Annotated in this window: 20 protein-coding genes; 7 read left to right on the top strand and 13 right to left on the bottom strand. The window is 67.9% G+C overall.

Features of this window, described 5'->3' with window-relative positions:
• Positions 1-45: 45 nt before the first annotated feature.
• Positions 46-2,244 (bottom strand): catalase/peroxidase HPI, encoded by a 2,199-nt coding sequence (gene katG / locus ACIGHN_RS17585; RefSeq protein WP_396505368.1) that lies wholly within the window; start codon positions 2,242-2,244, stop codon positions 46-48.
• A 102-nt stretch (positions 2,245-2,346) separates the two neighbouring features.
• On the bottom strand, positions 2,347-3,279 hold the full coding sequence (locus tag ACIGHN_RS17580) for a LysR family transcriptional regulator (RefSeq protein WP_396505367.1): 933 nt from the start codon (positions 3,277-3,279) through the stop codon (positions 2,347-2,349).
• A gap of 133 nt (positions 3,280-3,412) precedes the next feature.
• Here ACIGHN_RS17580 and ACIGHN_RS17575 point away from each other — a divergent pair, with 133 nt between their 5' ends.
• Positions 3,413-4,537 (top strand): NADH:flavin oxidoreductase/NADH oxidase, encoded by a 1,125-nt coding sequence (locus tag ACIGHN_RS17575; RefSeq protein ID WP_396505366.1) that lies wholly within the window; start codon positions 3,413-3,415, stop codon positions 4,535-4,537.
• A gap of 18 nt (positions 4,538-4,555) precedes the next feature.
• On the opposite strand, the gene ACIGHN_RS17570 is transcribed toward ACIGHN_RS17575, so the two are convergent.
• From ACIGHN_RS17570 to ACIGHN_RS17540, 7 genes are all read right to left on the bottom strand, one after another.
• Positions 4,556-5,488: an SMP-30/gluconolactonase/LRE family protein gene (locus ACIGHN_RS17570; protein ID WP_396505365.1), complete on the bottom strand. Its 933-nt coding sequence runs from the start codon at positions 5,486-5,488 to the stop codon at positions 4,556-4,558.
• A 125-nt stretch (positions 5,489-5,613) separates the two neighbouring features.
• The gene (locus ACIGHN_RS17565; RefSeq protein WP_396505364.1) at positions 5,614-6,570 is read right to left on the bottom strand and encodes a Bug family tripartite tricarboxylate transporter substrate binding protein; all 957 of its coding nucleotides are present in this window, start codon (positions 6,568-6,570) and stop codon (positions 5,614-5,616) included.
• Positions 6,571-6,707: 137 nt separating this feature from the next.
• Positions 6,708-7,652: an NAD(P)-dependent oxidoreductase gene (locus tag ACIGHN_RS17560; protein WP_396505363.1), complete on the bottom strand. Its 945-nt coding sequence runs from the start codon at positions 7,650-7,652 to the stop codon at positions 6,708-6,710.
• Positions 7,649-8,335, bottom strand: coding sequence for an RraA family protein (locus ACIGHN_RS17555; RefSeq protein ID WP_396505362.1), 687 nt, complete (start codon positions 8,333-8,335; stop codon positions 7,649-7,651). The genes ACIGHN_RS17560 and ACIGHN_RS17555 overlap by 4 nt, the downstream gene beginning before the upstream one ends.
• A 65-nt stretch (positions 8,336-8,400) precedes the next feature.
• Positions 8,401-9,420 carry a Bug family tripartite tricarboxylate transporter substrate binding protein gene (locus ACIGHN_RS17550; protein ID WP_396505361.1) on the bottom strand — a complete coding sequence of 340 codons (1,020 nt, stop codon included), beginning with the start codon at positions 9,418-9,420 and terminating at the stop codon, positions 8,401-8,403.
• A gap of 19 nt (positions 9,421-9,439) precedes the next feature.
• Positions 9,440-10,381: an amidohydrolase family protein gene (locus tag ACIGHN_RS17545; RefSeq protein ID WP_396505360.1), complete on the bottom strand. Its 942-nt coding sequence runs from the start codon at positions 10,379-10,381 to the stop codon at positions 9,440-9,442.
• 51 nt (positions 10,382-10,432) lie between these two features.
• Positions 10,433-11,437: a Bug family tripartite tricarboxylate transporter substrate binding protein gene (locus ACIGHN_RS17540; protein WP_396505359.1), complete on the bottom strand. Its 1,005-nt coding sequence runs from the start codon at positions 11,435-11,437 to the stop codon at positions 10,433-10,435.
• Positions 11,438-11,571: 134 nt separating this feature from the next.
• Between ACIGHN_RS17540 and ACIGHN_RS17535 the strand changes: the two genes are divergently transcribed.
• Entirely contained in the window at positions 11,572-12,399 is an 828-nt protein-coding gene (locus ACIGHN_RS17535) for an IclR family transcriptional regulator (protein WP_396505358.1), read from the top strand.
• Between the two features lie 180 nt (positions 12,400-12,579).
• Positions 12,580-13,158, top strand: a complete 579-nt coding sequence (locus tag ACIGHN_RS17530) for a peroxidase-related enzyme (RefSeq protein WP_056412419.1) — start codon at positions 12,580-12,582, stop codon at positions 13,156-13,158.
• A gap of 56 nt (positions 13,159-13,214) precedes the next feature.
• Here ACIGHN_RS17530 and ACIGHN_RS17525 read toward each other — a convergent pair whose 3' ends face one another.
• Positions 13,215-14,225, bottom strand: coding sequence for a LacI family DNA-binding transcriptional regulator (locus tag ACIGHN_RS17525; RefSeq protein WP_396505502.1), 1,011 nt, complete (start codon positions 14,223-14,225; stop codon positions 13,215-13,217).
• Between the two features lie 432 nt (positions 14,226-14,657).
• Between ACIGHN_RS17525 and ACIGHN_RS17520 the strand changes: the two genes are divergently transcribed.
• From ACIGHN_RS17520 to garD, 3 genes are all read left to right on the top strand, one after another.
• Positions 14,658-15,617 carry a tripartite tricarboxylate transporter substrate binding protein gene (locus ACIGHN_RS17520; RefSeq protein WP_056412424.1) on the top strand — a complete coding sequence of 320 codons (960 nt, stop codon included), beginning with the start codon at positions 14,658-14,660 and terminating at the stop codon, positions 15,615-15,617.
• 114 nt (positions 15,618-15,731) lie between these two features.
• A complete protein-coding gene (locus ACIGHN_RS17515) occupies positions 15,732-16,895 on the top strand; it encodes a mandelate racemase/muconate lactonizing enzyme family protein (protein WP_396505357.1) in 1,164 nt (387 codons plus the stop codon).
• A 104-nt stretch (positions 16,896-16,999) separates the two neighbouring features.
• Entirely contained in the window at positions 17,000-18,577 is a 1,578-nt protein-coding gene (gene garD / locus ACIGHN_RS17510; protein ID WP_396505356.1) for a galactarate dehydratase, read from the top strand.
• A gap of 99 nt (positions 18,578-18,676) precedes the next feature.
• Here the strand turns inward: garD and ACIGHN_RS17505 are convergent, their stop codons facing one another.
• On the bottom strand, positions 18,677-19,099 hold the full coding sequence (locus ACIGHN_RS17505; RefSeq protein WP_396505355.1) for an acyl-CoA thioesterase: 423 nt from the start codon (positions 19,097-19,099) through the stop codon (positions 18,677-18,679).
• A gap of 140 nt (positions 19,100-19,239) precedes the next feature.
• Positions 19,240-20,022, bottom strand: coding sequence for an SDR family oxidoreductase (locus ACIGHN_RS17500; protein ID WP_396505354.1), 783 nt, complete (start codon positions 20,020-20,022; stop codon positions 19,240-19,242).
• A 139-nt stretch (positions 20,023-20,161) separates the two neighbouring features.
• Between ACIGHN_RS17500 and ACIGHN_RS17495 the strand changes: the two genes are divergently transcribed.
• On the top strand, positions 20,162-21,862 hold the full coding sequence (locus ACIGHN_RS17495) for an electron transfer flavoprotein-ubiquinone oxidoreductase (protein ID WP_396505353.1): 1,701 nt from the start codon (positions 20,162-20,164) through the stop codon (positions 21,860-21,862).
• 87 nt (positions 21,863-21,949) lie between these two features.
• On the opposite strand, the gene ACIGHN_RS17490 is transcribed toward ACIGHN_RS17495, so the two are convergent.
• Positions 21,950-22,594 (bottom strand): hydantoinase B/oxoprolinase family protein (locus ACIGHN_RS17490; protein ID WP_396505352.1); only part of this gene is annotated, 645 nt, incomplete at its 5' end.

The following is a 22,594-nucleotide window of genomic DNA, read 5'->3' as shown; positions in this document are numbered from 1 at the left end:
TGAGTGAACAGCAGGCTACCGCTCACTCAGCGGCGCTGGGCATCATCACGCCACGTCAAATCGATCAAGGTTCATCACCTTGGTCCAGGCTTTGACGAAGTCCTTGACGAACACCGCCTGCGCATCGCTGCTGCCATACACCTCGGCCAGGGCGCGCAGTTGCGAGTTGGAGCCGAACACCAAGTCGGCCACTGTGCCCGTCCACTTCGGCGCGCCACCGGCGCGGTCCACACCTTCCAGCACGCCGGGGGCCGAGGCAGACTTCTGCCACTTGGTGCGCATGTCCAGCAGGTTCACGAAGAAGTCGTTGCTCAGCGTCTGCGGGCGCTGCGTGAAGTTGCCGTGCGCCGACGCGGCCGCCACGTTGGCCCCCAACACCCGCAGGCCGCCCACCAGCACCGTCATCTCGGGCCCGGTCAGCGTGAGCTGGTTGGCCCGGTCGATGAGCAGCTCGGCCACGGCGCCTTCCAGGCCGGGCTTCACATAGTTGCGGAAACCATCGGCCACAGGTTCCATGACCTCGAAGGATGGCACATCGGTCTGCGCTTGCGAGGCATCGGTGCGGCCCGGCGTGAACGGTACCGTCACGTCCTGCCCGGTCTTCTTCGCTGCGGCTTCCACCGCGGCGCCACCGGCCAGCACGATCAGGTCGGCCAGCGAGATCTTCTTGCCGCTGCCGCTGGTCTGTTGCGCAGCATTGAAGGCCTGCTGGATCGCTTCGAGCTGGCCCAGCACTTTGGCCAGTTGCGCGGGCTGGTTCACCTCCCAGTCCTTTTGCGGCGCCAGGCGGATGCGGGCACCGTTGGCACCGCCGCGCTTGTCGCCACCCCGGAAGGTGGAGGCCGACGCCCAGGCGGTGGACACCAGCTCGGCGATCGACAGGCCCGATGCCAGCACCTGGGCCTTGAGCGCCGCCACGTCCTGTGCGTCGACCAGCGCATGGTCCACATCCGGCACCGGGTCTTGCCACACCAGCACCTCGGCCGGCACGTCTGCGCCCAGGTAGCGCGAGCGCGGGCCCATGTCGCGGTGGGTCAGCTTGAACCAGGCACGGGCAAACGCGTCGGCGAACTGGTCGGGGTTGTCGAGGAAGCGGCGCGAGATCTTCTCGTAGGCCGGATCGAAGCGCAGCGACAAATCGGTGGTCAGCATGGTCGGCAGCAGCTTCTTGGACGGGTCGTGCGCATGCGGGATGGACGCCTCGGCATTCTTGGCCGTCCACTGGTGGGCGCCTGCGGGGCTCTTGGTCAGCTCCCACTCAAAGCCGAACAGGTTCTCGAAGAAGTTGTTGCTCCACTTCGTGGGTGTCGTCGTCCAGGTGACTTCCAGGCCGCTGGTGATGGCGTCGCCACCAAAGCCGCTGCCGTGCTTGCTGATCCAGCCGAAGCCCTGGTCCTCGATGCCGCCGCCTTCGGGCTCCAGGCCCACCAGGGCCGCGTCGCCCGCGCCGTGGGTCTTGCCGAAGGTGTGGCCGCCGGCGATCAGCGCCACGGTTTCTTCGTCGTCCATGGCCATGCGGGCAAAGGTGTCGCGGATGTCGCGCGCTGCGGCCAGGGGGTCGGGGTTGCCGTTCGGGCCTTCGGGGTTCACGTAGATCAGGCCCATCTGCACGGCGGCCAGGGGCTTGGCCAGGTCGCGCTCGCCGCTGTAGCGCTTGTCGCCGCCCAGCCAGGTGGTCTCTGCGCCCCAGTACACGTTTTCATCGGGTTCCCACACGTCGGGGCGGCCACCGGCAAAGCCGAAGGTCTTGAAGCCCATCGACTCCAGAGCCACGTTGCCCGTGAGGATCATCAGGTCCGCCCACGAGATCTTGCGGCCGTATTTCTGCTTGATGGGCCAGAGCAGGCGGCGGGCCTTGTCCAGGTTGGCGTTGTCGGGCCAGCTGTTCAGGGGCGCAAAACGCTGCTGCCCTGCCCCGGCGCCGCCGCGGCCATCGGCCAGGCGGTAGGTGCCGGCGCTGTGCCAGGCCATGCGCACGAAGAGCGGACCGTAGTGGCCGAAGTCGGCCGGCCACCAGTCCTGCGAGTCGGTCATCAGCGCGTGCAGGTCGGCCTTCACCGCGGCCAGGTCCAGGCTCTTGAACTCTTCGGCGTAGTTGAAGCCATCACCCATGGGGTCCACCAGGGGCGAGCTCTGGTTCAGGGGGCGCAGGTTGAGCTGGTTGGGCCACCAGTCCGCATTACCCCGGCCCTTGGGCGCGGCGGTTTGGGTGTGGTCGAACGGGCACTTGCTTTCTTGCGTCATGGGGCACTCCTTGTTGTGGCTGATGAGCGACGATGCTAAGGAATGCAGACCCTCTTTAAAAGACAATCGTTTCGATCGATTCAATAGCTTTTATCTAATCAATCACGGCAAGCGCAGCGGGCTCCCGGCCTCCTCGCATCCGCAGGTGTCGAACAGCACGGAGCGCACCCAGCGGTGCCCTGGCGAGCGGTGGGTGCGCTCGTGCCAGGCGGCGGTTTTCACAAAGCCCGGAATCGCCACCGGTGGCTCCAGCACCACCAGCCCACGGGCATCGGCCACGACCCGCTGCGGCACCACCGCAATCATGTCGCTGTTGCGCAGGATCTCCGGCAGCACCAGAAAGCTGGTGATGGACAGCACCACCCGCCGCGACCGGCCCAGGCGTGCCAGCACCTCGTCCGTCACGCCGCAGAAGCTGCCGCCGGTGTACGAGATGAGCGCATGGTCCAGCGCGCAGAAGCGGTCCAGCGACAGCGCGCCGCCCCTGGCGTCCGGGTGTCCCGCGCGCATCACGCACACATAGCGCTCGTCGAACAGGTGGCGGGCATACAGGTCGGGAGCGGTGTTCTCCGGGCTGATCAGGGCCAGGTCGATATCGCCGCGCTCCAGCCGCTCGTACACCGGCAGGTGCTGGGCAGGCACCACGGCCACACGCACACCGGGCGCATGCCGCCGCAGCCGGGCCAGAAACGGTACGACCACCGCCTGCAGCGCATAGTCGGTGGAAGCGAGGTGGACAGTCATCTGCGCCGTTGCCGGGTCGAACGCCCGGGGCTGCAGCAAGGACTCGATCCCGCCCAGCAATTCCTTGACGGGCGCGGCCAGCTCCTGCGCCCGCAAGGTGGGCGTGATGCCGCGCTGGGTGCGCACGAAAAGCGGGTCGTCGAAGCTTTCGCGCAGACGGGTCAGCATGCCGCTCACTGCCGGCTGTGTCAGGGACAGGCGCCGGGCGGCGCGGGTCACGCTGCGCTCGTCGAGCAAGGCATCCAGCGCCTTGAGCAGGTTCAGGTCCATGGCCCTGATATCGATCGCCATGATTTCAAGAATAAGAAATATCGATTTGGTTTATGGCTGCATCGTACCCACCATCCTCACCGTGTGTGGCCATGACTAGTTTTGGCCCTCCCGCTTCACCCCCCTTTTAGCCTCCCACAAGAAAGAAAGCTGCATGTCTGCCCTGTTCACCCCGTTCCAGCTCCAAAGCGTCACCCTGCGCAACCGCATCGCGGTCCCGCCGATGTGCCAGTACAGCGCCACCGACGGCCTGACCAATGAATGGCACCAGGCGCACTACGCCGGCCTTGCCCGTGGCGGCGCAGGCCTCGTGATCGTCGAGGCCACCGGCGTGTCGCCCGAAGGCCGCATCACCCCGGCCTGCACCGGCCTGTGGAACGACCAGCAGGTCGAAGGCCTGGCCCGCATCGCCGCCAACATCAAGGCTGCTGGCTCCGTGCCCGGCATTCAGATCGGCCACGCCGGGCGCAAGGCCAGCGCCCAGCGCCCGTGGGAAGGCGACGACCACATTCCCGAAAGCGACCCGCGTGCCTGGCAGCCCATCGCCCCGTCCGCCATTGCCTATGGCGGCGACCTGCCCCGCGTGCCCAAGGCCATGACGCTCGCGGACATTGCGCGCGTGCAGGCCGATTTCGTCGCCGCCGCCCGCCGTGCGGTAGCCGCAGGCTTTGAATGGCTGGAGCTGCACTTTGCCCACGGCTACCTCGCGCAGAGCTTCTTCTCGGTCCACAGCAACCAGCGCACCGACCAGTACGGCGGCAGCTTCGACAACCGCGCACGCTTTCTGCTGGAAACCGTGGAGGCCGTGCGCAAGGTCTGGCCCGCGCACCTGCCGCTCACGGCACGTTTCGGCGTGATCGAATACGACGGCCGCGACGAGGAAACCGTGGCCGAGTCCATCGAGCTGGTGCGCCAGATGCGCGAGCGCGGCCTGGACATGGTCAACGTCAGCGCCAATTTCGTGATCGCAGAGACGCAGATCCCCTGGGCCACGCCCGCCTTCCTGGCCCCGGTGGCCCAGCGCGTGCGCAGCGAGGCCGGCCTGCCCGTGGCCTCGTCATGGGGCATCGACGACCCGCACATTGCCGAACGCGCAGTGGCCGACGGCCAGATGGACCTGGTGATGATCGGCCGCGCCCACCTGTCCAACCCGCACTACACCTACCACCTGGCCCAGGTGCTGGGCGAGCCCAAGCCCGAATGGACCACGCTGCCCGCACCGTACGCGCACTGGCTGTCGCGTTATCGGGGTGCGGCCAAGGTCGCTGCGGCGCAGTAAACCACCCCCAGCCGCTGCTCAGCCCACCGCCGGGCGGTGCAGCGGCAGCCCCGGCGCATCCAGCCGGGCGCGCAGGATGCGGCCGTGGGTCGAATCGGTCACGAACACCGTCCGGCCGCCCTCCCCGCCCTCCCTGCCAAACGCCAGGTTCGTGGTCGACGCCCCGGCCGGCCCGCGCAGCACCAACTCGGGTTCTGCCCGGTGGTTGAGCACCCAGACATAGCCCAGGCCCGGGTTGGCCACCAGCAGCCGGCCCTGCGCATCCACGGCCAGCCCATCGGGGCCGCTGGGCCCGTAGGACGTGAAGAACTGCCCCACCTTGGCCACGCTGCCGTCGGGCAACAGCGGCGCGCGCCACACGCAGTTGCCGCGCGTGGCGGCCAGGTACAGCACGCGCCCGTCGGGCGACAGGGCCACGCCGTTGGGGCTGGGCACATTGGCCAGCAGCAGGTCGAGCTGGCCATTCGGGCGCAGGCGGTACAGGCGGCCGCTCGGGTCGTGCAGGCCGCTCTGCCCCTGGTCGGTGAAGTACAGGTTGCCGTCGGCGTCGAAGATCAAATCGTTCACACCCTTGAAGCGCTCGCTGTTGCGGCGCTCCAGGTACGGCGTGACTTTGCCGGTGGCCACGTCCAGGCGCATGAGGCCGTTCTTGTAGTCGGTGATCAGCAGCGTGCCAGCGTCCATGAACTTCATGCCGTTGGGCTCGCCGTCGTACTCGGCCACCAGCGTCCACGCGCCCTCTGGGCTGATGCGAAAGATGCGGCCCCACGGGATGTCGGTCACGTACAGGTGGCCTGCGTCGTCGAACACCGGGCCCTCCAGGAACGAATCGGTGACGGTGCCGCCCCGGTTGGCATCGGCCCACTCGCTGCGCTCGCGGCGGCGAAAGTGGTCGGGCATGGCGGTGAACACATCCAGGTCACGGACCTGGGGTGGTTGCAGCAGAAACATGGCGGTGTCTTTCTCGTTGTTCAGGCAGGAGCGCCGAAACCATACCGCCGCGCCGGGTTGTCGACGAGGCGGCCCCCACCGCATCCATGCGGCATGGCATCGCGCAACGGCAGGACCATGGGCGATCAGTCCAGCTTGATGTTGCCCTTGCGCACCACATCGCCCCACTTGCTGTCTTCCTTCTTGAGGAAGGCCGCGAACTCGGCGGGCGTGGAGCCCACGGGCTGCGCGCCCATGTCGGCCAGGCGCTGCTTGAGCTCGTCTTCCTTCATCACCTCCTGCACGGCCTCGCGCAGCTTGGCGGCGATAGGCTCGGGCGTGCCTGCGGGCAGGAACATGCCGTTCCATTCATACGCTTCGTAGCCGGGAATCACCGTCTCGGCCACCGTGGGCACGTCGGGCAGGCGCCTGGAGCGCTCGGGCGCCGACACGGCCAGGGCGCGCAGCTTGCCGCCCGACACGTGCGGGTAGGTGGCCGCCACGGTACCGAACATGAAGTCCACCTGGCCGGCCATCACGTCGGTGATGGCGGGGCCGCCGCTCTTGTAGGGCACGTGCACCATGTCCAGGTTCAGCTGCTGGCGCATCAGCTCGGCCGCCAGGCGCTGCACCGTCCCGCTGCCGCCCGAGGCGAAGTTGAGCTTGCCCGGCGCCGCCTTGGCCCGGGCGACCAGGTCATTGATGTTCTTGAGCGGCGAGTCCGCCTTCACGATGAGCACGTTGGGCGCCAGCAGCACCAGCGACAGCGGCTGCAGCGCGTTGGCGGCATATGGCATCTTGGGGAACAGGTGCGGGTTGATGGAGTACGGCGTGGCGTCGTACAGCACCGTGTAGCCATCCGCATTGGCCTTTGCCACGTAGCTGGCGCCGATGGTGCCGCTGGCGCCGGCCTTGTTGTCCACGATCACGCTGGTGCCCAGCCTGGCACCCAGGCGCGTGGCCAACACGCGGGCCACGGCGTCGGCCGCACCGCCGGGCGCATATGGCACGACGATGGTGATCGGGCGCTCGGGGAACGCGGCATGGGCCAGGCCCGTGGCCAGGGCGCAGGCGGTGATCAGGGGTTTGAGAAAACGCAACATGTCTTGTCTCCGATCCATCGTTCATGCGGGCATTCAGCCCAAATGCTATCAATAACATAGCTATAACCGCTTGATGGACAAGCGGTAGAGGCCATTTTTTTATAAAAATCTTGTTCGCCGGGCTTTCCCTGCCATGCCTACGCGGCACGCATCGCTGGCGTCTCGCGGGCCAGCACTGCCAGCAGGTTCTGGGCCGCGCCCACGCCCATGTTCACGTAGGCGTCGCTGGTCACGCCGCCGATGTGCGGGCTGAGGATGAAATTCTTCTCGCCCTGGAACGGGTGGCCGGCCACCATGGGCTCCACCGCAAAGCTGTCCAGGCCCGCCGCCATCACCTGGCCCGAGCGCACGGCTGCGAGCAGCGCGGCTTCGTCGATGAGGCCGCCGCGGGCGGTGTTCACCACGATCACGCCGCGCTTGCACTGCGCGAGCGTGGCGGCATTCAGCATGCCGCGGTTCTCGTCGGTCAGCGGGCAGTGCAGGGACACGGCATCCGCCTCGCGCCAGATGGTCTCCAGGCTCACGCTCTGCACGTAGTCGGGCAGGTTCTTGGCGAATGGGTCGAAGCCGATCACGCGCATGCCCAACGCGTCGGCCATCTTGGCAAAGCGCATGCCGATGGCGCCCAGGCCCACCAGGCCCACCGTGCGGCCGCCGAGCTCCAGGCTCTTGTGCGTGGCCTTGTCCCAGTGGCCGGCATGCATGCGCGCATCCAGCTGCACCACCGACTTGGCGCAGGCCAGCAGCAGCGCCAGCGCCTGCTCGGCCACGGCCGCGGCATTGGCGCCCACGGCGGCCACCACCTGGATGCCGCGCGCCTGGGCCGCCACCTTGTCGATGGTGTCGGTGCCGCTGCCGTGCTTGGAGATCACCTTGAGCGAAGGCGCCGCGTCCATCACGGCCGGGCCCACCTTGCCGTAGCGCACGATGATGGCCACCGGGTCGTGTTGCCTGGCCAGGGCGACCAGGTCGTCTTCGGTCGGCGTCTTGCCGGCGTAGACGATGTCGTAGCCGGTGAGCAGGCCGAGCGCCTGCTGCGCCAGGTCGGCTCCCGTGACGATGATGGTGGGGTTGGTGCTCACAGCGATTCCCCTTCCGCCAGCACACCCGCCGCACGCAGCGCGGCGGGCAGCCACTTGGAGGCCGTGTCGCCACGGGCGATGGCCTCGATGCGGGCAGCTTCATCAGCCACCTTCTTGTCGGCCAGGGCCATCATGCCGGGGGCCTTGGCGCGCTCGATCACGACCACGCCGTCGGCATCGCCCACCACCAGGTCGCCGGGGTTCACGGTGGCGCCGCCGGCAGAGATGGGGTGGTTGATGCGGCCGGGCACGTACTTGGTGGGGCCGGCGGGGTTGAAGCCTGCGCTGAACACCGGGAAGTCCAGTTCCAGGATCTCCAGCTTGTCGCGGATGGCGGCATCCACGATCACGCCGGCGAGGCCCCGCTTCTTGCAGGCGCTGAGCATCAGCGTGCCCATGAGCGCGGCGGTCAGGTCGCCCTTGCCGTCGATCACCAGCACGTCACCGGGCTGGGCCAGCGCAATGGCGGCGTGGATCATGAGGTTGTCGCCGGGGCGCACTTCCACGGTGAAGGCCGGGCCTGCGACTTTCATGCCCTGGTGCACCGGCGCCACGCGGCCGTGCATGGTGCCGCGGCGCCCGGCCACGTCGGCCAGGATGGCGGCCTGGAAGGTCGCGGCTTTGCGCACGACGTCGGCGCTCACGCGGTCGATGTCACGGATGATGTCGGGGAGTTGGCTCATGGTGTTCTGTCCGTTTGAAAAATGAAGAAGGGGTGCGTGCAGACAATGCCGGGGCAAAAGCCGTCTCACTCAGCTTTTATGTTTCCGTCTTTGATGACCTTGGCCCACTTGGCGGAGTCGGCCTTTTGCAGGTCGCCCAGCTGCTGGGGCGTGCCGCCCACCAGCGTCACGCCCAGCTTGTCGGCCAGGGCGACCACGGCGGGGTCCTTCAGGGCCTTGTTGATCTCCTGGTTCAAGCGCGACACGACGGCGGTGGGCGTCTTGGCCGGCGCGAACACGGCCTGCCACTGCTCCACCACGAAGTCCTTCATGCCCACCTCGGCCATCGTGGGCACGGCCGGCAGGGATTTGAGGCGCTGGGCCGAGGTGACGGCCAGCGCGCGCAGCTTGCCCGCCTGCACATGCGGCAGCGCGGCGGCCGCGGGCGCGAACATGAACTGCACCTGGCTGGCCAGCGTGTCCTGCAGCGCCGGGGTGTCGCCCTTGTAGGGCACGTGGATGAAGCGCGCGCCGGTCTGCTGCTGCAGCAGCTCGCCCTGCATCTGCAAGATGGTGCCGTTGCCGCCCGAAGCGAAGGCGAGCTTGCCCGGCTGGGCCTTGGCAGCGGCCAGCAGGTCGGCCACCGTCTTGAACGGCTGGTCCGCACCCACCACCAAAATGTGCGGAATGGTGCCGATGATGACCACGGGCTCGAACGCCGTGATGTGGTCGTACGGCAGCTTGCCCATCAGGTGCGGCGCGATCGCCTGCGGCCCGATGGAAGTGCCCAGCAGCGTGGTGCCGTCGGGCGCCGCCTTGGCGACGAAGGCCGCGCCGATGGTGCCGGTGGCACCGGCCTTGTTGTCCACGATCACATTGGTGGACAGCGCCGCGCCGATGCGCTGCGCCACGTTGCGGCCCAGCACGTCGGTGCTGCCGCCTGGGGGGTACGGCACCACCCAGGTGATGACGCGGCCGGCGGGCCAGTCGCCCTGGGCTCGTACTGGGGCGGCCAGCCACGGGGCCAGCAGCGCGGCACCGCCGGCGGCGAGCACGCCACGGCGCGACAGGCCGGCAGATGGAAGGTCAGTGGTGGATTCGGTCACGGTGGTGTCTCCCCGGTTATCAAGACAATGAAGAAATGGTCGGCGCGAAGCCGTAGAGCGCGGCCGGGTTGTCCACCAGCACGCGCTGCAGCGTCGCGCTGCTGTCGCCAGCCTCGCGCGCCCAGTCGGCCAGCCGGTCCACCTGGCGGGCGTCGTCGGGCAGGGGCTGCACGCCGGCCGATGCGGTGGCATGCGGCCAGTCGCTGCCCCACACCACGCGGTGGGGCGCGCAGCGCAGGTAGCTGGCAGCCAGGGCGTCGAGCGCGGGGTCTTCCACCGAGTGCTGCTCGCTCACGATGTAGCCGCCCGACAGCTTGACCCACGCCTGCCCGCCCAGCAGCAGCGCCAGCAGCAGCGCATGGGCGGGGTGCCGCCCCGCCTGCGCGGGAGCGATGCGGCCGAAGTGGTCGAACACCACCGGCACGGGCAACTGGCGCAGCACATCGGCCTGCGCGACCAGCACATCGGACGCCATCAGCAGTTGCAGGTGCCAGCCCAGCGGCGCGATGCGGCGGGCCAGCGGCAGCAGCGAATCCGCTGTGCCCGACACGCCCAGCGACAGGTTCAGCCGCACGCCGCGCACGCCGGCGGCGTGCAGGCGCTGCAGCGCTGCATCGCTCTCGGTGCCGTCGATCACCGCCACGCCACGGGCTGGCACGCCCATGGCGCGCAGCGCGGTCAGGCCTTCCAGCATCGGGCGGTTGTCGGTGCCGTAGGTCGACGGCGTGACCAGCACCACCCGCGTGGTTCCGATGCGCTGCTGCAGCGCTGCATAGTCCAGCGCCGACGCATCGGGCGGCAGCAGCCTGGCCTGCGGCGCGGCCGGAAAGCGGCTGTCGTACACATGCACATGGCAGTCGCAGGCACCGGCCGGCACCAGGGTGCGCGGCACGGCAGTACCGGCTGAAAACCGCACGGCGTGGGCGGTACGCACAGGCGTGACAAGGCTGTCGCGGTGCATGGCACGGACTCTTGGGGGGACGTGAAGCGGTGGCTGTGGGGGCGCTGTCGGTCAATCCAGGCTGGCGCCCGAGTCCTTGACGATCTTGCCCCAGCGCGGCACTTCGGTGCGCAGCAGCTGGCCAAACTGGTCGGCCGATCCGCCCAGGATGTCGCCGCCTTCGGAGCGCAGCTTGTCGGCCACTTCGGCGTGCTGCAGCGCCTGGTTGATGGCCTTGTTCAGCTGCGCCACGATGGGCGCGGGCGTGCCAGCGGGCGCCAGGATGCCGAACCAGGTCACGGCCTCGAAGCCCTTGTAGCCGGACTCGGCCAGCGTGGGCACATCCGGCAATTGCGACGAGCGCTTGGCCGACGTGATGGCCAGCACCTTGAGCTTGCCGTTGCGCACCTGGCCCAGCAGCGTGGGCACGGAGGACATGTACAGATCGATCTGCCCGCCCACCAGGTCCGTCATGGCCTGGGCCGCGCCCTTGTAGGGGATGTGGCGCAGCTTGATGCCCGCCGCGTTCTCGGCCAGCTCGCCGGCCAGGTGGGCCACCGTGCCGTTGCCCGAGTAGCCCAGGGTGAGTGCGTCAGGCTTGCCCTTGGATGCGGCCACCACGTCGGCAAAGGTCTTGTACGGCGAATTGGCCGGCGCGGCGATCACGATGGGCGACGAAGACACCAGTGCCACGGGCACCAGGTCCTTGATGGGGTCGTAGGGCAGCTTGGGGTACAGCGTGGGGTTGATGGCCAGGTTGCTGGTCTGGCCCATGACCAGCGTGTAGCCATCCGGGGCCGACTTGGCCGCAGCGTCCACGCCCAGGTTGCCGCCTGCGCCGGGGCGGTTGTCCACGATCACGTTCCACTTGTTCTGGTCCGTGAGCTTTTGCGCCACGGTGCGCGCGATCATGTCGGTGCCGCCACCGGGTGGGAACGGAACGATCAGGCGGATGGGTTTGTTGGGGTAGGCGGCCTGGGCCTGGGCGGCCACGGGCACGGCGGTTGCGGCAAGGCCCATCAAGGCTGCGCACAGGTGCGCGCCGACAGCACGCGAAAGCGATGGAAAAGCTGGCATGGATTTGTCTCCGTTTTATGGTGGTTCGTCACGCCGGTCTGCAGAACCTGCGAGGGCCCGGCGCCGTGGCCGCGACTTTACGCAGACGTTTCAACCCATACAATGCAGTTGCACACAGTGAAACAGATGGCACCATGAGCAACAAGCCCCGCAAGCCCCCTCTCCCCGCGCCATCGCCAACGCCGGAACCCTCCGCACCCTCATCCACACCCGTCCCCGCCCCGCAGCCCGACGCGGCCGGCGGCGTGATCGCCGTCACACGCGCCCTGCAGGTGCTCGAAGCCTTCGCCCTGGGCGAATCCAGCCTGCCGCTGGCCGAGCTGAGCCGCCGCTGCGGCCTGCACAAGACCACGGTGCTGCGCCTGGCGCGCACGCTGGCGCAGTCGGGCTTCATGGTGCAGCGCGAGGATGGCGACTGGCGCCTGGGCCCCGCCGCGGGCTGGCTGGGCGCGCGCTACCAGGCGGGCTTTGACGTGCAGAACGTGCTGGAGCCCGCGCTGCGCGAACTGACCCACGCCACGGGCGAAAGCGCGGCCTTTTACGTGCGCGAAGGCCAGGTGCGGACCTGCCTGGTACGCGTGGAGGGCCCGCAGGCACTGCGCCACCACGCCCGCATGGGCGAAGGGCTGCCGCTGGACAAAGGCTCCCCGGGCCGCGTGATCCTGGCGTTCTCGGGCGAGCCGGGCAAGGCCTATGAGGACATCCGCAAGAAGGGCTACCACTGGTCCATCGGCGAGCGCGAGCAAGGCGTGGCCACGGTGTCGGCGCCGGTGTTCGGCATGCACTGGCGCCTGATGGGGTCTGTGTGCATCTCGGGCCCCGCATCGCGCCTGCCCGCTGAAAAGCTCGAAGCTCTGGCCCAGACGGTGATTGCCGCAGCGACGCAGCTGTCGTATGCGCTGGCAGGCAACACGGCAGCGCCCGCGCAAAGCCCTGTGCGGGCCACGCACTGGCATCCTTGACCCCCCCCTGAGCCGCCTGGCGGCGTCTTCCCCCTAAGGGGGACGCACCCGGTGGACCGGCGGAGCCGGATCCACGGGTGCACTGGCATGGTCAGCGCCAGTTTCGGGGGGGCGTGGGCGACGCATGCATCGCGGATACTGGCATCCACGACACAACACAACACAGCCAAGGAGACCTTCGTGAGCCGCTATCCCTTTCCCGACCTGAACACCCTGCCCGACGACATCCGCGCACGCATCGTGGAAGTGCAGGAGAAGGCCGGCTTCATCCCCAACGTGTTCCTGGCGTTTGCGCGCCGCCCTGCCGAGTGGCGCGCCTTCTTTGCGTACCACGATGCGCTCATGCTCAAGGAAGAAGGCAGCCTGACCAAGGGCGAGCGCGAGATGATCGTCACCACCACCAGCGCTGCCAACCAGTGCCTGTACTGCGTGGTGGCCCACGGCGCCATCCTGCGCATCTACGAGAAGAAGCCGCTGATTGCCGACCAGGTGGCGGTCAACCACCGCAAGGCCGACATCAGCCCGCGCGAGCGCGCCATGCTGGACTTTGCGATGAAGGTCTGCCAGCGCTCGCACGAGATCGAGGACGCCGACTTCGAGGCCCTGCACCCGCACGGCTTCGACGACGAGGACATCTGGGACATCGCGGCCATCACCGCGTTCTTCGGGCTGTCGAACCGCATGGCCAGCTTTGCCGGCATGCAGCCCAACCCCGAGTTCTATCTGATGGGCCGCCTGCCGCGTGAGAAGAACAAGTAGGTGCGGCCCCGGCAAGCCCGGGGGGCCCTTACAACGTGGCCGATCCGGCCGCGGCGTCAGCCCGGCACGGCTGCGGTGGAGGCCCGCTCGATCAGCTCGAACCCTAGGTCGAACGTCGAGCGCTGCGGCTGCACGCCGCGGCAGCGGTCCATGATGAGCTGCGCTGCCAGGCGGCCGATCTCGGGCCCGTCCACGTGCACGGTGGTGATGGGCGGCACCATGTGCGCGCTGAAGTCCGCATTGCCAAAGCCGGAGATCGCCAGGTCCTGCGGCACGCGCAGACCGCGCGCCTGCGCCTCCACCAGAATGCCGTGGGCCAGCATGTCCGAGCTGCACACCACCGCCTGCAGGCCGGGCTCCCGGGCGAGCAGCTCGCACAGCGCCCTGCGGCCCAGTTGCAGCGTGCTGGGCGCAGGCACCACGGCCGTGGGTACGTCGCGGCCCCAGGCGGCCAGAAAACCCTCGCGCCGCTCCATCGCGCGCTGGTCGCCGCCGGTGGCGATGCCCACGCGCTGGTAGCCCCGCGACAGGAAGTACCCCGCCAGCGCACTGCCGACCTTGAGGTGCGAAAACCCGATCACCATGTCCACCGGCCGGTCGCTGATGTCCCAGGTCTCCACCACCGGCACGCCCGCTTTGCGCAGGCGGTCGCGCGCGGCTTCGGACTGCACCAGGCCCATCATCACGATGCCGTCCGGCTGCCGGCTGACCATGGCATTGAGCACGTCGATCTCGCGCTGCGCGTCGTAGAACGTCTGGCCCAGCAGGAGTTGGTAGCCCTCTTCCGCCAGCGTGGCGGTGAGCGACTGCACCGTGGGCAAAAACTGCGACACCGACAGCGCCGGCACGATCCCCGCCACCATGCGGCTGCGCTTGGACTTGAGCCCGCCGGCCAGCAGATTGGGGATGTAGCCCGTGGCCTCCACCGCCTGCTGCACGCGCGCCCGCGTCTTCTCCGACACGATGCCGGGGTTGCCCAGCGCACGCGACGCCGTGATGGGCGAGACGCCGGCCGCCTGGGCAACGTCGTGCAGGGTGGCGGGCTTGCGGGGCGGTGGCAGGTTCATGAAGGGTACGGCGGAGACTGCGGAAATAGCGGAAGGGGCGGACAAGCGGATGTCGGTGCGAGAAGCGGCCGGTGGGGGCCACGGCCAGTGCAGTGGGCTCTGGCGGCAGTGCGCTTCAGGGCACAACCCACAGCGCGACCCGCCATGCGCGACGTTAGCAGATAGCGCAGCAGCCCCGCCCCGGTGCCCGCCTGCGCGAAGGCTGCGAGGAGCGCCTGCTAACCACCACCCCATGGCAGCGCACCAGCAGGTGCCGTTGGGGCCGCACCTAGCGAAACATGCAGCAGATCGCACCGCATTGACTTTTGAAATGACAACGATACCATTTATCCAGCCAACAAAAAAACAGAGTTCATCGCGACAGAAATAAAACAGATGCTGGCATTCGCCCAAAAATGACAACGATGTCATTCAACCATCAAGGAGACAAGCATGAAGAAACTTTGGATCACCGCCGCGCTGGCCATGGCCGCGTGGAGCACCTCGGCCCTCGCCTGGCCCGACAAGGCCGTCACGCTGGTGGTGCCCTTCCCGCCCGGCGGCTCTACCGACCAGGTCGCCCGTGCCGTGAGCCCCCGCCTGACCGACAAGCTCAAGCAGCCGTTCACGGTCGACAACCGGGCCGGCGCCACCGGCACGATCGGCGCCACCTTCGTGCAGCGGGCTCCGGCCGATGGCTACACCTTCCTGGTCACGTCGCTCGGCCCGCTGGTCATCGTGCCGCACCTGCTCAAGAGCCTGCCCTACGACCCCACCAAGGACTTCGACTTCATCACCGTGGCCGTGGCCTCGCCCAACGTGCTGGTGGTGCCCGCCAACTCGCCCCACAAGAGCGTGGCCGACGTGATCGCGCACCTCAAGGCCAACCCCCACAAGATGAGCTTCGCGTCCGCCGGCAATGGCTCCAGCGACCACCTCACGGCCGAGCTGTTCTGGCAGCAGACGGGCACCCAGGGCGTGCACATCCCCTACAAGGGCGGCGCTCCCGCGCACACCGACCTGATCGGCGGCCAGGTGGACGCGTCGTTCCAGAACATCAACGCCGTGATCCAGTACATCAAGGGCGGCAAGATGCGCGCCCTGGCCGTGACCAGCCCCCAGCGCTCGCCCGTGCTGCCGGATCTGCCCACGCTGGCCGAAGCAGGCGTGAAGAACGTCGAAGTCGCATCCTGGCAAGCCATCGTCGCGCCCAAGGGCCTGCCGCCCGCCGTGCGCCAGAAGGCCCATGCCGCGTTCGTGGAAGCGCTGAACGACCCCAAGGTGAAGGAGCAATTCGTCTCCATCGGGTTCGAGATGGTGGCCAACACGCCGGAAGAATTCGCCGCCTTCCAGCGCAAGGAATACGACCGCTGGAAGACCGTGATCCAGGCCGGAAAGATCACCATCGACTGACCCCTGGCCGCCGGGAAACCCGCGCAGGCCGCCGCGGGTTTCCCTTGCACGCATCGCCCTGCTCCCAGCCCTTTTTTTGCCTTTCGTCCTTTCGTCGCCCCCCGCTTGAACGCCATGACCGCCCTCTCATCCGCCGACAACACCCCGCTGAGCCCCGACAGCATCGCCTGGATCCGCCTCTCGTCGTGCTACCTGCCGCTGGCCAACCCCATCAGCGACGCCAAGGTGCTGACCGGCCGCCAAAAACCCATGACCGAGATCGCGATGCTGTTCGCCGAGATCGAGACCCGCGATGGCCACCGGGGCCTGGGCCTGAGCTACTCCAAGCGCGCCGGCGGCCCCGGCCAGTTCGCGCATGCCAGGGAGATCGCTCCCGCGCTCATCGGCGAAGACCCGAACGACATCTCCCGCCTGTGGACCAAGCTGTGCTGGGCGGGCGCCTCGGTGGGCCGCAGTGGCATGGGCGTGCAGGCCATCGGCGCGTTCGACGTGGCGCTGTGGGACCTGAAGGCCCGCCGCGCCCACCTGTCGCTGTCCAAGCTGCTGGGCTCGCAGCGCGAGTCCGTGCGGTGCTACAACACATCGGGCGGCTTCCTGCACACGCCGCTCGACCAGCTCAAGGTGAACGCCCAGGCCTCGCTGGACCGGGGCATCGGCGGCATCAAGCTCAAGGTGGGCCAGCCCGACTGCGCGCTGGACATCCAGCGGGTGCAGGCCATGCGCGAGCACCTGGGCGACGCCACCCCCATCATGGTCGACGCCAACCAGCAGTGGGACCGCCCCACCGCCCAGCGCATGTGCCGCATCTTCGAGCAGTACAACCTGATCTGGATCGAAGAGCCGCTGGACGCCTACGACTACGAAGGCCACGCCGCGCTGGCCGCGCAGTTCGACACCCCCATCGCCACCGGCGAGATGCTGACCAGCGCCGCCGAGCATGGCGAGCTGATCCGCCACCGCAGCGCTGACTTCCTCATGCCCGACGGCCCGCGCCTGGGCGGCATCACGCCCTTCCTCAAGGTCGCGGCGCAGGCCGAGATGGCCAACGTGATGCTGGCCCCGCACTTCGCGATGGAGCTGCACGTGCACCTGGGCGCCGTGTACCCCAGCGAGCCCTGGGTCGAGCATTTCGACTGGCTGGAGCCTCTGTTCAACGAACGCCTGGAACTGAAAGACGGCCGCATGCTAGTGCCCACCCGCCCCGGCCTGGGCCTTTCGCTCACGGAGCAGGCCCGCGCCTGGACCCGCGAATCCATCGAGGTGGGCCAGCGGGCCTGACGGCTCACCCTGCGTTGCCTACCCCACTACCTCATCCCGCAACCACCACAACCCGCCAGCGCGTCAAACCCACGGCACGCCCTGCGTGCCCAGGAGCCAGCCCCATGAACGCCAGAACCACTCCCTTGCGCCCTCCTCTGTGCATCCAGATGCACGAGGCCGACAACGTCGCGATCGTCGCCAACGACGGTGGCCTGCCCGCTGGCACCACCCTGCCTGCGGGCGTGACGCTGGTGGATGCCGTGCCCCAGGCGCACAAGGTGGCGCTCCAGGACATCCCCCAAGGCGGCGTGGTGCGGCGCTACAACGTGCCCATCGGCTATGCCATCCGCGCCATCCCGGCCGGCAGCTGGGTGCATGAAAAGCTGCTGGACATGCCCGACGCGCGCTCGCTCGACGGCCTGCCCATCGCCACCGTGAAGCCGCCTGCACTAACGCCGCTCGCGGGCTACACCTTCGAGGGCTACCGCAACGCAGACGGCTCCGTGGGCACGCGCAACATCCTGGCCATCACCGAGACCGTGCAGTGCGTGGCCGGCGTGACCGAGTTCGCGGTGCAGCGCATCAAGGCCGAGCTGCTGCCCCAATACCCGAACGTGGACGACGTGGTCGCCCTGGCCCACACCTACGGCTGCGGCGTGGCCATCGACGCGCCCGACGCCGTGATCCCCATCCGCACGCTGCGCAACATCAGCCTGAACCCCAACTTCGGCGGCGAGGTGATGGTGGTGAGCCTGGGCTGCGAGAAGCTGCAACCCGAGCGCCTGCTGCCCCCCGGCACCATCCCGCTGGTGGACGAACGCACGCAGGCAGACACCCCGCTGGACGTGGTCTGCCTGCAGGACGAGGCGCATGTGGGCTTCATGTCCATGGTCGATTCGGTGATGCGCCAGGCCGCGCGGCACCTGCAGCGCCTGAACCAGCGCCGCCGCGAACCCGTGCCCGCCAGCGAACTCGTCGTGGGCGTGCAGTGCGGCGGCAGCGATGCCTTCAGCGGCGTCACCGCCAACCCGGCCGTGGGCTTTTGCACCGACCTGCTGGTGCGCGCGGGCGCCACGGTGATGTTCAGCGAAGTGACCGAGGTGCGCGACGGCATCGACCAGCTCACCGCGCGCGCCTCCACCCCCGAGGTGGCCGACGCCATGATCCGCGAGATGGCCTGGTACGACGCCTACCTGCAGCGCGGCCGGGTGGACCGCAGCGCCAACACCACGCCGGGCAACAAGAAGGGCGGCCTGTCCAACATCGTGGAAAAGGCCATGGGCTCCATCGTCAAGAGCGGCAGCTCGCCCATCACCGGCGTGATCTCCCCGGGCGAGAAGCTCCAACAAAAGGGCCTGATCTACGCCGCCACGCCCGCCAGCGACTTCATCTGCGGCACGCTGCAGGTGGCAGCCGGCATGAACCTGCACGTCTTCACCACCGGCCGCGGCACGCCCTACGGCCTGGCCGAGGTGCCCGTCATCAAGGTCGCCACGCGCGACGACCTGGCACGCCGCTGGCACGACCTGATGGACGTCAACGCCGGCACCATCGCCACCGGCGAGAAGACCATCGAAGACGTGGGCTGGGAAATGTTCCACCTCATGCTGGAGGTGGCCAGCGGCCGCAAGAAGACCTGGGCCGAACACTGGAAGCTGCGCAATGCGCTGGTGCTGTTCAACCCGGCGCCGGTGACTTGAGCTGAGCTGAGCCCCAGCGGAATGCTACTATTTCAATAGCTGCTAGCGCTTTACCAGTGCGCGGTAGAGCACTATTTCGCTTGAATTTTCAATACCCCATCAGGCACTGACGAGCGCCCGCATCCAGTCGGGCAGGTCCGTGGCCTTCTGCCGCGGAAAGTCCACCCAGATGGTGGTGGCGCCGCCTGCCGCGCACACCACGCCCGGCTGGTCCACGCGCTCCATGGTGCCCCAGGTCTCGAACGTGGTGCGGCCCGGGTCGCTCACGTAGAGCTTGAGCAGCACATCGGCCGGGTACTCCAGCTGCCGGTAGAAGTTGCAGAACGCATTGACGATGACCGGCCCCTGGCCCTGCGGGTCGGGGTTGCAGCCCACCGACACCAGCCAGTCGATGCGCGCCGTCTCCAGGTACCTGAAGTACACCGTGTTGTTGACATGGCCCATCGCATCCATGTCGCCCCAACGCACGGGAAAGCGCATCTCAAAAACCTGCTTCTTGGCTTCAGGAATTTCAATCTTCATCGATAGTCCAGTTTGGTGGTACCGCCCAGCTCTCTGCAACTGGCGCGCCCCCAGGCCAGTGCCACCGTGGAACTGGCTCCGCCAGGCCACCGGTGGCGTCCCCCTCGGGGGATGGCGCGAAGCGCCTCAGGGGGGCTTTTCTATACAGCGAAGCCGTCGTCGGCAGCGATGACGGCGCCGTTGACGAAATGGCTCTGGTCGCTGGCCAGCATGACCAGCAAGGCATCCAGGTCCTGCGGGCTGCCCACGCGCTTGCGGGGGAGCATGGCGATGAGCTTCTTGCCCTGCTCGGTGTCCCAGTGGTGGTGGTTGATCTCGGTGTCGATGTAGCCGGGGCAGATCGCGTTGGTATTGATGCCGAACTTGCCCCATTCCATGGCCATGGCGCGGGTCATCTGCACCACGGCGGCCTTGCTCATGCAGTAGGCGCCGATCTGCGGCAGCACCTTGAGGCCCGCCATCGAGGCGATATTGATGATGCGCCCACCCGTGAAGCTGCCCGGCGCCGCACCGCGCGAGCGGGCCAGCATGCGCTTGCCGACCTCCTGCGCCACGAAGAACGCACCCTTCACGTTGGTGTCGAAGATGAAGTCGTAGTCCTCGGGCGTCACGTCCTGCAGGCGCTGCGTGGTGCTCACGCCCGAGTTGTTGACCAGGATGTCGATGGAGCCCATTTCGGTCTCGGCGTGCGCCACGGCGGACTTGATGGAGTCGTGGTCAGTTACGTCGAGCTCGATCACGTGGGCGTCACCGCCCTCGCCTTCGATGCGCGCGCGCAGCTCCTTGAGCTTTTCCACCCGGCGGCTGGCCAGCACCACCCCGGCGCCGGCGCGGGCCAGCGTGCGGGCAAACTGTGCGCCCAGGCCGCTGGAGGCGCCGGTGATGAAGGCCACCCGGCCGGACAAGTCGATGCTGTAAGCCATTTAGAGTCTCTCCACTCAACAAAATAGAACGGTCGTTCGATTGTCGCTATTCCATGAATACAATCAGTCGCCAGCCAGACAGGGCATTGCATCCTGTTCTGTTCAAAATATCCATTATCAAACGCCCGACGAGAAGCCCATGACAAACGAAGAAATCATCGCCCAGTATGGTCCCCGTGAATCGATGGAATACGACGTGGTGGTCGTTGGCGGCGGCCCTGGCGGCCTGGCCACCGCGATCCGCCTGAAGCAGCTGGCTGCCGAAAAGGGCCAGGATGTCTCGGTGGTGGTGCTGGAAAAAGGCTCCGAGCCCGGCGCGCACATCCTGTCGGGCGCCATCATGGACCCCAAGGCACTGACCGAGCTGATCCCCGACTGGAAAAAGCGCGGCGCACCCCTCAAGCAGCCCGTCACCGACGACGCCTACATCTTCCTGTCGGAAAAATCGGGCCTGCGCGTGCCCAATGTGTTTCTGCCCCCCTTCGCGCAGAACCACGGCAACTACATCGTGCGCCTGGGCGACGTGACCAAATGGATGGCCGAGCAGGCCGAGGCCCTGGGCGTGGAGATCTTCCCCGGCTTTGCCGCCGCCGAAGTGCTCTACAACGAGAATGGTTCGGTCAAGGGCGTGGCCACTGGCAACATGGGCGTGGGCAAGGACGGCGAGCCCACCGAGAACTTCCAGCTGGGCATGGAACTGCTGGGCAAGTACACCGTGTTCGCCGAAGGCGCGCGCGGCCACCTGGGCCGCCAGCTGATCGAGCGCTTTCACCTGTCCGAAGGGCGCGACCCGCAAAGCTTCGGCCTGGGCGTGAAGGAGCTGTGGGAGATCGACCCCAAGAAGCACCAGCCCGGCTTCGTGATGCACACCGCCGGCTGGCCGATGGAGAACGACACCTACGGCGGCGCATTCCTGTACCACCTGGACGACAACAAGATCGCGCTCGGCTTCGTGACCGGCCTGGGCTACAAGAACCCCTACCTCAGCCCGTTCGAGGAATTCCAGCGCTGGAAAACCCACCCCAACGTCCGCTACTACTTCGAGAACGAAAAAGGCGAGATCACGGCCAAGCGCCTGTCGTATGGCGCGCGCGCCATCAACGCCAGCGGCATCAACGCCCTGCCCAAGACCATCTTCCCGGGTGGCGCACTCGTGGGCTGCAACGCAGGCTACCTGAACGTGGGCCGCATCAAGGGCAGCCACGCCGCCATCAAGACCGGCATGCTGGCCGCCGAGGCTGCGTACGACGCCGTCGTGGCCGGCCGCCAGCACGACGAACTCAAGGCCTACCCCAAGGCTTTCGAGGAAAGCTGGCTCTACACCGAGCTGAACAAGGACCGCAACTTCAAGAACTGGTTCAAGTATGGCCTGACCACGGCCACGGTAATGAACGGCTTCGAGCAGCTGATACTGCGCGGCCGCATGCCCTGGACGCTGCACCGTGACAAGCCCGACCACGCCTACCTCAAGCCCGCGGCCGAGTGCAAGCCCATCGTCTACCCCAAGCCCGATGGCAAGCTCACGTTCGACCGCCTGAGCAGCGTGTTCATCAGCAACACCAACCACGAAGAGAACCAGCCGGCCCACCTGACGCTCAAGGACGCGAGCGTGCCGGTCAACATCAACCTGGCCAAGTACGCCGGCCCCGAGGCGCGCTACTGCCCGGCGGGCGTGTACGAGTTCGTGCCCGACGTGGCCAAGGGCGGCGACGCGCAGCGCCTGCAGATCAACGCGCAGAACTGCGTGCACTGCAAGACCTGCGACATCAAGGACCCGACGCAGAACATCGTGTGGGTCACGCCCGAAGGTGGCGGCGGCCCGAACTACTCGGGCATGTGACCCGCGCTGGCGATACACCGCCAGCCACCCAGATCAAAGGGCCTGCCATGCAGGCCCTTTTTCATGGCGCGGGCCCGCAGGCCCGGTTCACTCAGCGGCCACGCATTCGCCGAACCCGCCACCGCCCGGGGTGGAGATCTCGAACACATCGCCCGGCTCCATCTGCGCGGCGCCGATGTGGCCCAGCTCCTCGACCTGGCCGTTCGCGCGCAGCACCCGGTTGGCGCCTGCGCGGCCCGGCTGGCCGCCCGCCATGCCGAAGGCGGGGTTGAGCCGCCCGTTGGACAGGATGCTGGCCGTCATGGCCTCCAGAAAGCGCACGCGCCGCACGCCGCCGTCACCACCGGCCCAGCGCCCCGCGCCGCCTGACCCACGCTGGATCTCGTAGCTGTCGAGCACCACCGGGAAGCGGAACTCCAGCACCTCGGGGTCCGTGAGGCGCGAGTTGGTCATGTGGGTCTGGACCACGCTCGTGCCGTCGAACCCGCGCACCGCGCGGCCTGATGCATCGAACACCGCACCCGCACCGCTGCCGCCGGCAATGGTTTCGTAGTACTGGTACTGCGCGTTGCCGAAGGTGAAGTTGTTCATCGTGGGCTGGCTGCCCGCCATCACGCCCAGGGCGCCGAACAGCGCGTTGGTGATGCAGGTGGAGGTCTCCACATTGCCCGCCACCACCGAGGCCGGCGGGTTGGGGTTGAGCATGGAGCCCTGCGGGATGATGACCTGCAA

The organism is Acidovorax sp. NPDC077693 (assembly GCF_044542805.1).
Taxonomy (GTDB): domain Bacteria; phylum Pseudomonadota; class Gammaproteobacteria; order Burkholderiales; family Burkholderiaceae_C; genus Acidovorax.
This window is presented reverse-complemented; position numbering and strand designations above follow the sequence as displayed.

Bases quoted from the DNA above. Each gene is read 5' to 3' on its own strand.
- katG (WP_396505368.1), bottom strand. From the start codon at position 2,244: ATGACGCAAGAAAGCAAGTGCCCGTTCGACCACACCCAAACCGCCGCG.
- ACIGHN_RS17580 (WP_396505367.1), bottom strand. From the start codon at position 3,279: ATGGCGATCGATATCAGGGCCATGGACCTGAACCTGCTCAAGGCGCTG.
- ACIGHN_RS17575 (WP_396505366.1), top strand. From the start codon at position 3,413: ATGTCTGCCCTGTTCACCCCGTTCCAGCTCCAAAGCGTCACCCTGCGC.
- ACIGHN_RS17570 (WP_396505365.1), bottom strand. From the start codon at position 5,488: ATGTTTCTGCTGCAACCACCCCAGGTCCGTGACCTGGATGTGTTCACC.
- ACIGHN_RS17565 (WP_396505364.1), bottom strand. From the start codon at position 6,570: ATGTTGCGTTTTCTCAAACCCCTGATCACCGCCTGCGCCCTGGCCACG.
- ACIGHN_RS17555 (WP_396505362.1), bottom strand. From the start codon at position 8,335: ATGAGCCAACTCCCCGACATCATCCGTGACATCGACCGCGTGAGCGCC.
- ACIGHN_RS17545 (WP_396505360.1), bottom strand. From the start codon at position 10,381: ATGCACCGCGACAGCCTTGTCACGCCTGTGCGTACCGCCCACGCCGTG.
- ACIGHN_RS17540 (WP_396505359.1), bottom strand. From the start codon at position 11,437: ATGCCAGCTTTTCCATCGCTTTCGCGTGCTGTCGGCGCGCACCTGTGC.
- ACIGHN_RS17535 (WP_396505358.1), top strand. From the start codon at position 11,572: ATGAGCAACAAGCCCCGCAAGCCCCCTCTCCCCGCGCCATCGCCAACG.
- ACIGHN_RS17525 (WP_396505502.1), bottom strand. From the start codon at position 14,225: ATGAACCTGCCACCGCCCCGCAAGCCCGCCACCCTGCACGACGTTGCC.
- ACIGHN_RS17520 (WP_056412424.1), top strand. From the start codon at position 14,658: ATGAAGAAACTTTGGATCACCGCCGCGCTGGCCATGGCCGCGTGGAGC.
- ACIGHN_RS17515 (WP_396505357.1), top strand. From the start codon at position 15,732: ATGACCGCCCTCTCATCCGCCGACAACACCCCGCTGAGCCCCGACAGC.
- garD (WP_396505356.1), top strand. From the start codon at position 17,000: ATGAACGCCAGAACCACTCCCTTGCGCCCTCCTCTGTGCATCCAGATG.
- ACIGHN_RS17505 (WP_396505355.1), bottom strand. From the start codon at position 19,099: ATGAAGATTGAAATTCCTGAAGCCAAGAAGCAGGTTTTTGAGATGCGC.
- ACIGHN_RS17500 (WP_396505354.1), bottom strand. From the start codon at position 20,022: ATGGCTTACAGCATCGACTTGTCCGGCCGGGTGGCCTTCATCACCGGC.
- ACIGHN_RS17495 (WP_396505353.1), top strand. From the start codon at position 20,162: ATGACAAACGAAGAAATCATCGCCCAGTATGGTCCCCGTGAATCGATG.